The organism is Micromonospora sp. S-DT3-3-22 (genome assembly GCF_015354745.1).
Classification (GTDB): domain Bacteria; phylum Actinomycetota; class Actinomycetes; order Mycobacteriales; family Micromonosporaceae; genus Micromonospora; species Micromonospora wenchangensis.
In genome coordinates this window covers 1-13,690 of record NZ_JACGMO010000166.1, presented here as the reverse complement: position 1 = coordinate 13,690, position 13,690 = coordinate 1, and the positions used below count along the sequence as shown (strand labels likewise).

Here is a 13,690-nt window from a genome sequence, read left to right as displayed (position 1 = left end):
CGGCGTCACCGGCCCGGGTAGGCCGGTGTGCCAGCGGCGCGCCGTCGGCGTTGAGGTGGTGCGGGGCGGCGTAGGTGACGGTGGTGTGCACGATGTCGCCCGGCCGGACGGTGCCGGCCGCGCCCGGCTCACCGGGCGCGCCGGTGGCGAAGTGCACCAGGCGGCCGTCGCGGGCCCGACCGGAGAGCCGGCCGGTGCGGTCGTCCTTGCGGCCCTCACCGACGGCCACCAGCACCTCGACGGTCTCGCCGACCAGCCTGCGGTTCTCCGCCCAGGTGATCTCCTCGACGCAGGCGATCAGCCGCTCGTAGCGTTCCTGCACGACCTGCTTGGGCAGTTGGCCGTCCATGGTCGCGGCCGGGGTGCCGGGGCGCTTCGAGTACTGGAAGGTGAACGCCGACGAGAAGCGGGCCGCGCGGACCACGTCGAGGGTCTGCTCGAAGTCCGCCTCCGTCTCGCCGGGGAAGCCGACGATGATGTCGGTGGTGATCGCCGCGTCGGGCATCGCCGCACGGACCTTCTCGATGATGCCGAGGTACTTCTCCGACCGGTACGAGCGGCGCATCGCCTTCAGCACGTCGTCCGAGCCGGACTGCAGCGGCATGTGCAGCGAGTGGCAGACGTTCGGGGTCTCGGCCATCGCGGCGATCACGTCGTCGGTGAAGTCCTTCGGGTGCGGGCTGGTGAACCGGACCCGCTCCAACCCGTCGATCTCACCTGTCGCGCGCAGCAGCTTGCCGAAGGCGTACCGGTCGCCGAACTCGACGCCGTAGGAGTTGACGTTCTGCCCGAGCAGGGTCACCTCCAGCACCCCCTCGGCGACCAGGGCGCGCACCTCGGCGAGAACGTCACCGGGGCGGCGGTCCTTCTCCTTGCCGCGCAGGGCGGGCACGATGCAGAACGTGCAGGTGTTGTTGCAGCCCACCGAGATCGACACCCAGCCGGCGTACGTCGACTCGCGCCGGGTCGGCAGGGTGGACGGGAAGACGTCGAGGGATTCGAGGATCTCCACCTCGGCGGCGGTGTTGTGCCGGGCCCGTTCCAGCAGCACCGGCAGCGAGCCGATGTTGTGCGTGCCGAACACCACGTCCACCCAGGGGGCCTTGCGGACGATGTCGCCGCGGTCCTTCTGGGCCAGGCAGCCGCCGACGGCGATCTGCATCCCCGGGTGCCTGTCCTTCACGGGGCGCAGGTGACCGAGGTTGCCGTAGAGCCGGTTGTCGGCGTTCTCCCGGACGGCGCAGGTGTTGAACACCACCACGTCCGGGTTGTCGTCGGCGTCGGCGACCCGCACGTAACCGGCCTGTTCGAGCAGGCCGGAGATGCGCTCGGAGTCGTGCACGTTCATCTGGCAGCCGTACGTGCGCACCTGGTAGGTGCGCGGGCTGCCCGCGGCTGCGGTAGTCATGACGTGCACAGCGTATCCGGGCCGACCGACCCGGGCCGACCGGGAAGACCCCGACGAGGAGGAACCATGTGCCGGAGCATCAAGACCCTGCGCGAGCCGTACGCCCCGACGGTCACGCCGGCCGACATCGAGGCGGCGGCGTTGCAGTACGTCCGGAAGGTGTCCGGTTTCCGGGCCCCGGCGGCGCACAATGCGGCGGCGTTCGAGGCGGCGGTGCAGGCGGTGACCGCCGCCACCGCGACCCTGCTGGACCAGTTGCAGGTCCGGGGCGCCCGCCCGACCGCCCCCTGACCCCGGCGCACCGGCCCGGACCGGACCGCAGCGAGGGGCCCGGGTCGGGCGGGGCGGTCAGGCGGCGGCGAGGGCCGGGTTGACCGAGTCCGGTGCCCAGCGCGACCGGCAGCACCGCGACCAGCCCCGGCAGCCCGGGTGCGCCAGGGTGCAGAGCCGGCGGGCGGAGAGCACCTCGCCGTCGTCGGTCTCGGTGACCTCGAAGTGCACCGGGCGGATCGTGCCACCCGGGGCGACCAGCAGGTGCCGGCCGGCGTCGAGGGTGTCGTCGGCCAGCAGGCAGTCCCGGTCGAGCAGCCGGGCCAGCGCGGCGACCGCGCTCAACTCGTGCAACGACTCGGGTACGCCGTAGCAGTCGACGATCGTCCCGAACTCCCCCGGGGCCTCCCAGACGTCGCAGATCACCGCGTACGTGGGCAGCCGGGCCGGGTCCGCCACGGCCAGGGGCATCACCACCCGGCCGAGCGCCTCGGCCAGCGCCGGGTACACCTCCACGGGTGCGGCCCGGTCGATTCTCCAGTTCCACAGCTCGGTCATGCCGCCTCCTCGCTGCGTTCGTCCCACCGGCCTCCGGATCGGGCCTTACTGACGATGGTGGGGGGCATTTGACCTCAGCCGGGGGCAAGTTACCGGTCTGTGACCATTCCGGGCAAAATTTCCTGACGCTCCGCTGCGCCGAGTAGCGGGAAAATGACAGTTTATCGGGTACGGTGCCCCGGCCGGGCCGGGCTGCCCAGCCCTGTCGGCGCGTCGCCGCCGCGCGGCGGGCGGGTCAGCGGACGACGACCATCGACCCACCCCGGGGCAGCAGCTCGCCGATCACCGTCGCCCCGGGCACCTCGCCGGCCAGCAGCAGCCCGCCGGAGGTCTGCGCGTCGGCCAGCAGCAGCCGGTCGGCCTCACCGGTCGACCCGAACCCGGTCCACGGGCCCACCCAGTCCAGGTTGCGCCGGGTGCCGCCACTGACGTGCCCGTCGCGCACCGCCTCCCGGGCACCGGGCAGGTAGGGCACCCGGGCGGCGTCGATCGCCACCGTCAGGCCACTGGCGCGGGCCAGCTTCGAGGCGTGCCCGAGCAGCCCGAAACCGGTCACGTCGGTGCCGCAGCGGATGCCGGCCGCGACGGCGGCGCGGGCCGCGTCCCGGTTGAGCGTGGTCATCGACGCCACCGCCTCGGCGGAGACCTCGCCGGTGGCCTTGTGCCTGGTGTTCAGCACCCCGACGCCGAGCGGCTTGGTCAGCGACAGCGGCAGCCCGGCCCGGCCGGCGTCCAGGGTGATCAGCTCGTCGGGGCGGACCAGCCCGGTCACGGCCAGCCCGTACTTGGGGCCGTCGTCGTCGACGCTGTGCCCGCCGGCCAGATGGCAGCCGGCTTCCCGGGCCACGTCCTGCCCGCCGCGCAGCACCTCCCGGGCCAGTTCCAGCGGGAGGGTGTCCCGGGGCCAGCAGAGCAGGTTGATGGCGACCAGCGGGGTGCCGCCCATGGCGTACACGTCGGACAGGGCGTTCGCGGCGGCGATCCGCCCCCAGTCGTAGGCGTCGTCGACGACCGGGGTGAAGAAGTCGGCGGTGGTGACCAGGCCGGTCCGCCCGTCCAGCCGGACCACCGCGGCGTCGTCGCCGTGGTCCAGGCCGACCAGCAGCTCGGCGGTGCCGGTGGCCGGCCCCAGCCCGGCGACCATCGCCTCCAGCTCCCCCGGTGGGATCTTGCAGGCGCAGCCGCCACCACGCGCGTACTCGGTCAGGCGGACCCGGTCGGTCATCCCCCCATGATCTCCGTCACCCCGCCGCGCCGCCACCTGACGGCCCGTCGGGGTGACGGAATTCGGACGTCGGCGCACACCCGACACCGGTGTTACCTCTCCGTGACCCGTTGAGTTGCGATCCGCCACGTCGCCCCGCCTACAGTGGCCCAACCGGGGGTCGACCGACCCCGCTTTCCGGTACGACGACAGGGACGGTGGACGACGTGGCGACCGGCGAACCGCTGATCGTGCTGGACAAGGTCAACAAGTGGTTCGGCCCCCTGCACGTGCTCGACGACGTGTCACTCTCGGTGGGCAAGGGCGAGGTCGTGGTGGTGATCGGGCCGTCCGGGTCGGGCAAGTCGACGCTCTGCCGGACGATCAACCGGCTGGAGCCGATCAACGACGGGACGATCACCTTCGACGGCCGGCCGCTGCCGGCCGAGGGCAAGGCGTTGGCGAAGCTGCGCAGCGAGGTCGGCATGGTCTTCCAGTCGTTCAACCTCTTCGCCCACAAGACCATCCTGGAGAACGTCACCCTCGGGCCGGTCAAGGTCCGCAAGGAGAAGCCGGCCGCCGCCCGCGAGCGCGGCCTGGCCCTGCTCGACCGGGTCGGCATCGCCAACCAGGCCGACAAGTACCCGGCCCAGCTCTCCGGCGGCCAGCAGCAGCGGGCAGCGATCGCCCGCGCGCTGGCCATGCAGCCCAAGGCGATGCTCTTCGACGAGCCGACCAGCGCGCTGGACCCGGAGATGGTCGGCGAGGTGCTCGACGTGATGACCTCGCTGGCGAGTGAGGGCATGACCATGGTGGTGGTGACGCACGAGATGGGCTTCGCCCGGCACGCCGCCAACCGGGTGATCTTCATGGCCGACGGGCAGCTCGTCGAGGACGCCCCGCCGACGGAGTTCTTCGCCAACCCGCGCAGCGAGCGGGCCCGGGACTTCCTCTCCAAGATCCTCACGCACTAGGCGTCCGTAGTGGAGCGCGCCGGTCACCGGTGCATTCCGACGAAGAAGGAGATCAGTATGCGTATGAAGCGCGTGGCGGCAGTCGCCGCGGCGGCCACTCTGGCGCTCGGCCTGGCCGCGTGCGGTGGCGACAGCGACGGCGAGTCCGGCGGTTCGGGCAGCAAGGGCCTCATCGGCAAGGCGCAGAACCAGAAGAAGCTGGTGATCGGCGTCAAGGCGGACCAGCCCGGCCTGGGCCTGCAGACCGGCAGCACGTACGAGGGCTTCGACGTCGAGATCGCCAAGATCATCGCGAAGGGCCTGGGCGTCGAGGCCGGCAGCATCGAGTGGAAGACCACCGTTTCCAACAACCGCGAACCCTTCATCCAGCAGGGCACCGTCGATCTGGTCGTGGCGACGTACACGATCAACGACGAGCGCAAGCAGAAGATCAACTTTGCCGGGCCGTACTTCATCGCCGGGCAGGACCTGCTGGTCAAGGCGGACTCCACGCTCGCCGGGCCGGAGGGACTGGACGGCAAGACCGTCTGCTCGGTGACCGGGTCGACGCCGGCCAAGCGGATCCAGACCGAGCACCCGAAGGCCAAGCTCCAGCAGTTCGACTCGTACTCGAAGTGCCTGCCGCTGCTGGAGAACGGCCAGGTGGATGCGGTGACCACCGACGACATCATCCTGGCCGGCTACGCCGCGCAGGAGCAGTACGCCGGCAAGTTCAAGGTGGTCGGCAAGCCCTTCTCCAGCGAGCCCTACGGAATCGGCCTGAAGAAGGACGACAAGGACGGCTGCGAGAAGGTCAACGAGATCCTCAAGGCCGCCGCCTCGGACGGCTCGTACAAGGCCGCCTGGGACTCGACGCTGGGCAAGAGCGGCAAGGCCGCGCCCGAGCTGGACACCACCAAGCTGACCAACTGCGGCAGCGTCTGACAGAGTTCGGGGCCGGCACCACGAGGGTGCCGGCCCCGAACCGTCACGACGCGGACGACCTGCCCCGGGAGTCGACGAATGCACGTATTCGCTGATCAGACCAACCTCGACGCGTACGTGTCGGGCTTCCTGTGGATCCTCAAGCTGACCGGCGCGTCGGCGTTCTTCGCACTGGTGCTGGGCGTGCTGATCGCCGCGTTCCGGGTCTCACCCGTGCCGGTGCTGCGCGGCCTGGGCGCCGCCTGGGTCAACATCTTTCGCAATACCCCGCTGACACTAGTCATCTTTTTCTGCTACTTCGGCCTCTTCTCCACGCTCGGGCTCAGTCTCTCCGACGACCTGAACCTGAACAACTACTGGCTGGGGGTCGTTGGCCTGTCGGTCTATACGGCCGCGTTCGTCTGCGAGGCGGTGCGCTCCGGGATCAACACCGTCCCCGCCGGCCAAGCAGAGGCGGCCCGGGCCGTCGGGCTGACGTTCTTCCAGACACTGCGGATCGTGATCCTGCCCCAGGCCGGGCGGGCGGTGGTGGCGCCACTGGGCAGCGTACTCATCGCGCTGTGCAAGAACGCGACGATCGTCGGCACCATCGGCCTCATCGAGGCGTCGAGCGTGATGAAGGACCTGATCAACAGCAACGGCGACGCGGTCATCCCGATCTTCCTGGTGTTCGCCGGCACCTTCGCCGCGCTCCTGATCCCCACCGGCTACTTCTTCGGCTGGCTGGCCAACCGACTGGCGGTGAAGCGCTGATGAGCAGCACGGTTTTGTACGACCACCCGGGACCGCGGGCCCGTGCCCGCAACGCGGTGCTGAGCGTGGTCTTCGGCGCAGGCCTCGTCGTCCTGCTCTGGTGGATCTATCGCCAGTTTGACGAGGCCGGTCAGTGGGAAGGTCGGCTATGGCAGCCGTTTACCGAGCCGGATACCTGGACCCAGTTCATCATCCCCGGCCTGCGGCAGACCCTCCTCGCCGCAGCCACCGGGATGCTCCTGTCGCTCGCCTTCGGCATCATTTTCGCGGTCGGGCGTCTCTCCGAGCGCTGGTGGATCCGAGTGCTGTCCGGCATCGTGGTGGAGTTCTTCCGGGCCGTGCCGCTGCTGCTGCTGATCTTCTTCATCTTCTACGGCGTGCCTTTCCTCATCCAGGGACCCGTCTCGGCGTTCTGGTCTGTGGTCGTCGGCCTAACTCTCTACAACGGATCGGTGCTCGCCGAGGCGTTCCGCGCCGGCATCAGGTCGATCCCCACTGGCCAGTCCGAGGCTGCCTACGCCGTGGGCATGCGCAAGAGCCAGGTCATGCAGCTCATCCTGGTGCCGCAGGCCGCCCGCGCAATGCTGCCGGTGATCGTCAGCCAGTTGGTCGTGCTGCTCAAAGACACCGCGCTTGGCTACATCGTGGCCTTCCCCGAACTACTCCAGCGCGGGGTCAACGATCTCTCGGCCAACTACGGCAACGTGGTCGCGGCGGCGATCGTCGTTGCCGCGATCTACATCGTGATCAACTCTTTGATAACCATGCTGGCGGGCTGGCTCGACCGACGCGGCAGCCGTCGGGCGTATCGGGCCTCGAAGCAGAACGTCCGGGATTCGACGCCCGTCGGCGGGGACACCGTCGGCGAGCCACAGGGCTGACCACGACGCGGTGGGCCTGCACGACGAGTCGGGGTGCGGGGAATACTCATTCCCCGCACCCCGGCTCCGCACCAATGACCCACGGATGCAGCCCGCCAGCGGACTTTAAGTATGTCCGCCTGGCCTACTCATTCACGCCCTCGGCGCGATCCCGCTCCTGTCCGATCCTCCACGGTCCGACCGAGCCAACGTCGTTGTTGCCCTGGGTGTCCGGACCTGCCGGACGATCTTTTCCCAATTGTCAGAGCGACGGACTGTCAGGCCGCGCCAGCATCAGGGACTACCCGCCAGAGCAAATTCGAGAAAAGGCTAATACAACCGTTCGACGTTCAAGGCAAGACGTCTGGGCCGATCAGCGGTACTCAATCCATTTATCCACCCACCACGAACCCTCGGCGCAGATTGCCTTGGAAATACTGGGCGCGTAGACCCAGCCGCCGTAGCGGCTGTAGCGGCTCCCGTTGTTCTCCTCGCACCTAATGGCCACCCGGTACTGGCCGATGATGGTGCCCTGAGCGCACTGACCCCACACTTCCCGGTCGTTCGTTTGTGGGGTCGTCCAGCATTCCGGAGCCGCAGTCGCCGGCGTGGCGGTGGCAACTCCCACCACTCCGGTTGCTGCAAGACTCAGCACAGAAAAGGCAGCCGCAGTTAAATTCTTCCCTCTAGAAGACAAGCTCGCTCCCACTCATGACTTCACGACAGGGTAGACGTTCCGCGCGGTTCGCAGATTCGCAGTCGAACCTACTCATTCCTTTGATCTTGCCGGCTCCGAACAGTCTACGAATCACATATGTTGATGTCAACGAGTTGCTATTGGCTTACACAAAGTAGTCATTGCGATGCCGGCAGCGGACCGAGGACGAGCGTCGAGCTGACGCGGATCCGGCTGCGGCGGGAGAACTCAGATCCACTGGTCAGCGGGCGATCTCGGTGACCCGGGACTCGCGGACCACGGTCACCCGGATCTGCCCCGGGTAGGTCAGCTCCTCCTCGATCTGCTTGGCCACGTCCCGGGCCAGCACCGCCGCGCCGATGTCGTCGACGTCGTCCGGCTTGACCATCACCCGGATCTCCCGGCCCGCCTGCATCGCGAAGACCTTCTCCACGCCGAGCTTGCCGGCCGCGATCTCCTCGATCCGCTCCAGCCGCTTGACGTACGCCTCCAGGCTCTCCCGCCGGGCCCCCGGCCGCCCGCCCGAGCAGGCATCGGAAGCCTGGGTGAGGACCGCCTCGATGGTCTGCGGCGGCACCTCGTTGTGGTGCGCCTCGATGGCGTGCACCACGTCCTCGCTCTCGCCGTACTTGCGGGCCAGGTCGGCGCCGATGATGGCGTGGCTGCCCTCCACCTCGTGGGTGAGCGCCTTGCCGATGTCGTGCAGGAACGCCGACCGCTTGATCGTCGGCACGTCCAACCGCAGCTCGGCGGCCATGATCCCGGCGATGTGCGCGGTCTCCACCAGGTGCTTGAGCACGTTCTGCCCGTACGACGTGCGGTAGCGCAGCCGGCCGAGCAGGGTGACCAGCTCGGGGTGGATCTCGGTGATGCCCACCTCGACCAGGGCGTCCTCGGCGGCCCGGTGGCACAGCTCCTCCACCTCCTGCCGGGCCAGGTCGTGCACCTCCTCGATCCGGTGCGGGTGGATCCGCCCGTCGAGGACCAGCTTCTCCAGGGTGAGCCGGCCGACCTCCCGGCGCACCGGGTCGAAGCAGGACAGCAGCACCGCCTCCGGGGTGTCGTCGATGATCAGGTTGACCCCGGTCACCGACTCGAAGGCGCGGATGTTGCGCCCCTCCCGGCCGATGATCCGCCCCTTCATCTCGTCCCCCGGCAGGTGCAGCACGCTGACCACGCTCTCCGCGGTCTGCTCGCTGGCCACCCGCTGGATGGCGTCCACCACGATGTGCCGGGCACGCTGCTCGGCGGTGGTGCGGGCGTCGGACTCGATGTCCCGCACCAGCAGCGCCGCCTCCCGCTTCGCCTGCGTCTCGATCGCCTCGATCAGCTCCGTCCGGGCCGACTCGGCGGTGAGCCCGGCGACACGTTCCAACTCCCGCCGACGCTGCTCCTCGGCCACCGTCAGGGCGGCCTCCCGGGCGGTGACCGCCGCCTCCCGCTCGGCCAGCGCGGCGCTGGCGGCGGTGAGCTGCCGCTCCCGCTCGGCCAGCCGCTCCACCTCCTCGGTGTGCAGCCGCTCCCGCTCGTCCATCCGGGCGGCCCGGCGTTCCACCTCGGCCGCCTGCTCCCGCGTCGTCGCGGCGAGCACCGCCACCTCACGCTCACCGCTGCGCCGGGCGGCGGCCCGGAGCTGCTCGGCGTCCGCCTCGGCCTGCTTGTGGGCCCGTTCCAGGACGGTGTCCGCCTCGGCGCGGGCGTCGTCGAGAACCCGCCGGGCCTCCGCCCGGGCCGACTTCGCCTCCGCCTTGGCGCCGGCCGCCTCGGCCCGCGCCGCCGAGGCGGCGGACTTCGCCACGTCGATGGTGCTGTTCACCTCGTCGGCGGCGCTGCGCAGCGCGGCCAGCGACTGTTCCTGCCGGTCCTTCTCCGCGATGAAGGCGGGATCGTCCGGGGCGGGGGCGGTGCCGATCCGGCGCAGCGCCCGTACGCCGACCAGGACCACGCCGACCACGACGGCGGCGAGGAGCCCGACGACGATCAGGAGCACCACGTCGAAGGTGCTCATGCCGGCGTCCCGTCACCCGGGCCGGTGGGCCGCAACACCGTGCCGGCGCGACTGTGCGCGCCACCACCTCCTGGGGACCCCCGGTCCCTGTGCCGACCAGCCATGGTCGCGCCTCCCCAAACGTCTACGCCGCAGGGGAACCGTGCCGACGGGCACGCCACCTCTGCGGCTCCGGACGCCCGACCGAGCGGCTGGCCGTGGGTACAGCTCTCCGTCGGCGATGCCCATGCGGCATCGCCGACAGCCGGGTGCAGTTGTCGGGTCGGCTCCGGACCGGCTGTCCGGAGGGACCGTCAAGGCCGGTGGAGCTGGCCAAAGTGATGCGGTTCTGTTACGCGATCTATGTTGTGCGCTTAGCCTGCGCTTGGTCGGGCAAAGTGAGCCTGTATGGCGAGGCTAGGTCGCGGAAGGCCGTTCGGTCAAGAACTCATGATCAAACCCCCCGAACGGAGAGAGTTGACAACGTCACCCAGCGGTGATCCGAGTCCGGACACGGCGCTACAAAAAACCCAAAGGTTCGCGGTGGCGGGGTCGGACCCGGTCGGGTCAGCGGGCCCCCAGCGCGCGGGCGCAACCCGCCAGGGCGGCATTGTCGGGGGCCGGTGAGCCGTCCGGCAGGTGCAGGGTGTCCTCCAGGCCGATCCGGGTGTCCAGCCCCCGGCGGACCGCCTCGAAGAGCACCGGCCAGGTGGCCGGCCCCTCGCCGTGCAGCAGCACCGGAGGATCACCGGGGGCGAGGCGGGCGAGCATGTCGGCGGCATCGGCCAGCGCCCGGTCCGGCTCGTCGGCCAGGCACTCGACCAGGACCCGACCGGCCGGCACCCGCCAGCCCCGCCAGGCGCGGACCGCGTCGACCGTCCAGAGGCCGGCCTCGACCAGCACGCCCCGCTCGTGCAGGGCCGCCGCGACCGCCTCGGCACCGTCCTCGTGGGCGTTGACCGAGGCGAAGTCGGGCAGCACCGACCAGGCGCGGACGGCGGCGACCCGGTCGGCCGGGTCGGGTGCGATCCACGCGCCGGTGCTCACCCCCACCGGCAGCCCCGGCCGGGCGGTGCGGATCGCGGTCACCGCCTCGGCGATCACCGACGGGGACAGCGACTCGGCACCGTCGGCGTCGCGGGGATGGACGTGCACCGCCGCCACCCCCAGCGCGGCACAGCGGACCGCGTCGGCGGCCAACTCGGCGGCGGTCAGCGGCACGGCGGGGTGCTCGTCACGCCGCCGGGCACCGTTGAGGGACGCCTTCCACACCGGTCAGCCCCGCTCGCCCTCGGCGTCGGCCAACGCGTCGGCGTCGATCTGCTCGGCGAACTCGGCCGCCTCGGCGCTCTGCGCGGTCAGGGCGTCCTTCACCGCCCGGATCGCCAACCCGGGCGGGTAACCCTTGCGGGCGAGCATGCCGACCAGCCGGCGGAACACCGCGTCGGGCTCGCCCCGGGCGGTCCGCAGCTTCCGGTCGACCAGGGCGCGGGCGGTCTGCGCCTCGGTCTCCTCGTCCAGCTCGCCGAGGGCCTCGCTGGCCACCTCGCCGTCCACGCCGCGCTGGCGCAGCTCGTTGGCGAGCGCCCGGCGGGCCAGCCCGCGACCGTTGTGCCGGCTGGAGACCCAGGCACGGGCAAAGGCCGCGTCGTCGATGATGCCGACCTCGTCGTAGCGGTCGAGCACCTGGGCGGACACCTCGTCGGAGATGCCCTTCTTCGCCAGCGCCCCGGCCAGCTCGGCCCGGGTACGCGGGCGCACCGCGAGCTGCCGCAGGCAGATCTCCCGGGCCAGCTCGCCCTCGTCCCGGGGCGTCGGCTCACCTGATGTCGGCTCGGTCCCGTCCGACGCCCCCCGGCGACCTCGCCGGGGGCGGGGCATCGTGTCCTCGGCACCCGCGCGGGGTGGGGCGGCGTCCCAGCCCCGCCCCGCGCGGGCGCGTCGTCCTGCCATCGGGGCGCGACCGGTCAGAAGTCGACAGGCGGCAGCTCAGGGCCACCGGCGGCATCACCCGCGCCGACCCCGACCCCGAGCTTCTCCAGGATCTTCTTCTCGATCTCGGCGGCCACGTCCGGGTTCTCCTTCATGAACTCCCGGGCCTTCTCCTTGCCCTGGCCGAGCTGGTCACCGTCGTAGGTGTACCAGGCACCCGACTTGCGGATGATCGCCTGTTCCACGCCGACGTCGATCAGCGAGCCCTCGCGGGAGATGCCCTTGCCGTACATGATGTCGAACTCGGCCTGCTTGAACGGCGCGGCGACCTTGTTCTTCACGACCTTGACCCGGGTGCGGTTACCGACCACGTCGGTGCCGTCCTTGAGGCTCTCGATGCGGCGCACGTCGAGCCGGACCGAGGCGTAGAACTTCAGCGCCCGACCACCGGTGGTCGTCTCGGGCGAGCCGAACATGACGCCGATCTTCTCGCGGAGCTGGTTGATGAAGATCGCCGTGGTGCCGGTGTTGTTGAGCACGCCGGTGATCTTCCGCAGCGCCTGGCTCATCAGCCGGGCCTGGAGGCCGACGTGGCTGTCGCCCATCTCGCCCTCGATCTCGGCGCGCGGCACCAGGGCCGCCACCGAGTCGATCACGATGATGTCGATCGCGCCGGAGCGGACCAGCATGTCGGTGATCTCCAGCGCCTGCTCGCCGGTGTCCGGCTGGGAGACCAGCAGGGCGTCGGTGTCGACACCGAGCGCCTTCGCGTAGTCGGGGTCGAGCGCGTGCTCGGCGTCGACGAAGGCGGCGATGCCGCCGGCCCGCTGGGCGTTGGCCACCGCGTGCAGGGCGACCGTGGTCTTACCGCTGGACTCGGGGCCGTAGATCTCGACGACCCGCCCCCGGGGCAGACCGCCCACCCCGAGCGCCACGTCGAGCGCGATGGAACCGGTCGGGATGACCGAGGTCTGGACGACCGGGCGCTCGCCCAGCCGCATCACCGACCCCTTGCCGAACTGCTTGTCGATCTGAGCGAGAGCAAGGTCGAGTGCCTTCTCCCGGTCGGGCCCTGCGGCCATGTTTGCCACTCCTGCCTTCGCCGGCGTCTTTCCTGAGCTTCGCGTCACGCGGACACGCTAGGCGCTGGGTCCGACAGAAAACCAGCCGACGGGCCGCGAGCTGTGGACGAGCACCCCGCTGTGGACAATAGCCGAACAGGTGTACGAGCCGGCAAGCGACACGCGGAAGTGCCGGAACGGCAGCTCAGCGTAGCCGTACGGGCACCCGGTCGGGGTACGCGGCGACCACCGCCCGCCACACGACGTGGGTCTGCTCACCGGCCGCGAGGGCCTGCTCGATGGTCCGCCCGTCGAGTTGGGAGAGCACCTGGTCACTGGCGATGCTGGCCGCGTAGGCCGACCCGAACGCCTCGTCCAGCCGGGTCCAGAAGTCGGTCAGCCGCACGTGATCACTCCTCCTCGTCGGGTGCCGTCGGTGGCACCCGGCGCAACGCTAGCGCCACCAGCGGCACCACCGCGATCGCCGCCAGCAGGGTCAGGGTCGGATAACCCGCCACCCGCATGACAAACCCGCTGGCCGCCGCCGCGCCCGCCCCGGCCAGCCCCATCGTCAGGTCGGAGAGCCCCTGCACGCTGGGGCGGACCCGGGACGGCACCGCCTCGGACAGCAGCGTCGAACCGGCCACCATGGTCGCCGACCAGCCCAGCCCGAGCAGCGCCAGGCCGACCGACAGTCGCGGCGTGTGGTGCCCGGCGGTGCCGGCGACCGCGCACGCCGCCAGCAGGGTGCCGACGCCGACGAGGATCACCGCACGCCGGCCCCACCGGTCGGTGAGCCAGCCCACCACCGGCGAGAACGCGTACATGCCGGCGATGTGCAGGCTCAGCACGATGCCGACGACCCGAAGCACGTCCGCGTCGGAGTGCGACTCGCCGAGGCGTACCGGGGTCATCGCCATCACCGCGACCATCACCAGGTGGCCGACCGCGACGGCGGCGATGCCCAGCCGGGCCGCCGGCCGGCCACGCACCACCCGCCAGGCCGCCCGCATGCCGGCCCGCCGCCCGCCCGGCGTGGTCTCCGTCGCTGCCGATCCGGCG

14 protein-coding genes are annotated in these 13,690 nt (G+C 70.8%); 5 read left to right on the top strand and 9 right to left on the bottom strand.

The features are described 5' to 3' along the window. Positions 1-1,408, bottom strand: a 1,408-nt coding sequence (gene miaB / locus H1A17_RS31085) for a tRNA (N6-isopentenyl adenosine(37)-C2)-methylthiotransferase MiaB (RefSeq protein ID WP_194823556.1), incomplete at its 3' end; no start/stop codon positions are given. Between the two features lie 66 nt (positions 1,409-1,474). Between miaB and H1A17_RS31080 the strand changes: the two genes are divergently transcribed. Next, on the top strand, positions 1,475-1,699 hold the full coding sequence (locus H1A17_RS31080) for a DUF2277 family protein (protein ID WP_145918480.1): 225 nt from the start codon (positions 1,475-1,477) through the stop codon (positions 1,697-1,699). A 57-nt stretch (positions 1,700-1,756) separates the two neighbouring features. Here the strand turns inward: H1A17_RS31080 and H1A17_RS31075 are convergent, their stop codons facing one another. Together H1A17_RS31075 and selD are read right to left on the bottom strand one after the other, a co-directional pair. Further along, the gene (locus tag H1A17_RS31075; RefSeq protein WP_145918479.1) at positions 1,757-2,236 is read right to left on the bottom strand and encodes a hypothetical protein; all 480 of its coding nucleotides are present in this window, start codon (positions 2,234-2,236) and stop codon (positions 1,757-1,759) included. Between the two features lie 235 nt (positions 2,237-2,471). Beyond that, on the bottom strand, positions 2,472-3,461 hold the full coding sequence (selD, locus tag H1A17_RS31070; protein ID WP_145918478.1) for a selenide, water dikinase SelD: 990 nt from the start codon (positions 3,459-3,461) through the stop codon (positions 2,472-2,474). Between the two features lie 197 nt (positions 3,462-3,658). Between selD and H1A17_RS31065 the strand changes: the two genes are divergently transcribed. The 4 genes from H1A17_RS31065 to H1A17_RS31050 all read left to right on the top strand — a co-directional run bounded on the left by H1A17_RS31065 (position 3,659) and on the right by H1A17_RS31050 (position 6,972). Next, complete coding sequence (locus H1A17_RS31065) at positions 3,659-4,414, top strand: amino acid ABC transporter ATP-binding protein (RefSeq protein ID WP_145918477.1); 756 nt, start codon at positions 3,659-3,661, stop codon at positions 4,412-4,414. A gap of 57 nt (positions 4,415-4,471) precedes the next feature. Continuing rightward, positions 4,472-5,338 (top strand): glutamate ABC transporter substrate-binding protein, encoded by an 867-nt coding sequence (locus tag H1A17_RS31060; RefSeq protein WP_194823555.1) that lies wholly within the window; start codon positions 4,472-4,474, stop codon positions 5,336-5,338. A 78-nt stretch (positions 5,339-5,416) separates the two neighbouring features. After that, the gene (locus H1A17_RS31055; protein WP_194823554.1) at positions 5,417-6,091 is read left to right on the top strand and encodes an amino acid ABC transporter permease; all 675 of its coding nucleotides are present in this window, start codon (positions 5,417-5,419) and stop codon (positions 6,089-6,091) included. Next, on the top strand, positions 6,088-6,972 hold the full coding sequence (locus tag H1A17_RS31050; RefSeq protein ID WP_194823557.1) for an amino acid ABC transporter permease: 885 nt from the start codon (positions 6,088-6,090) through the stop codon (positions 6,970-6,972). The genes H1A17_RS31055 and H1A17_RS31050 overlap by 4 nt, the downstream gene beginning before the upstream one ends. 917 nt (positions 6,973-7,889) lie before the next feature. Here H1A17_RS31050 and rny read toward each other — a convergent pair. The 6 genes from rny to H1A17_RS31020 form a co-directional block, all read right to left on the bottom strand. Continuing rightward, positions 7,890-9,656 (bottom strand): ribonuclease Y, encoded by a 1,767-nt coding sequence (gene rny, locus H1A17_RS31045; protein WP_145918473.1) that lies wholly within the window; start codon positions 9,654-9,656, stop codon positions 7,890-7,892. A gap of 546 nt (positions 9,657-10,202) precedes the next feature. Beyond that, the gene (locus H1A17_RS31040; protein WP_194823553.1) at positions 10,203-10,907 is read right to left on the bottom strand and encodes a 3-keto-5-aminohexanoate cleavage protein; all 705 of its coding nucleotides are present in this window, start codon (positions 10,905-10,907) and stop codon (positions 10,203-10,205) included. Between the two features lie 3 nt (positions 10,908-10,910). Further along, on the bottom strand, positions 10,911-11,588 hold the full coding sequence (locus H1A17_RS31035; protein WP_145918471.1) for a regulatory protein RecX: 678 nt from the start codon (positions 11,586-11,588) through the stop codon (positions 10,911-10,913). A 14-nt stretch (positions 11,589-11,602) separates the two neighbouring features. Then, on the bottom strand, positions 11,603-12,649 hold the full coding sequence (gene recA, locus H1A17_RS31030; RefSeq protein ID WP_088647146.1) for a recombinase RecA: 1,047 nt from the start codon (positions 12,647-12,649) through the stop codon (positions 11,603-11,605). 184 nt (positions 12,650-12,833) lie between these two features. Then, a complete protein-coding gene (locus tag H1A17_RS31025; protein WP_145918470.1) occupies positions 12,834-13,034 on the bottom strand; it encodes a DUF3046 domain-containing protein in 201 nt (66 codons plus the stop codon). A 4-nt stretch (positions 13,035-13,038) separates the two neighbouring features. Continuing rightward, the coding region (locus H1A17_RS31020; protein WP_194823552.1) for an MFS transporter at positions 13,039-13,690 on the bottom strand (652 nt) is incomplete at its 5' end.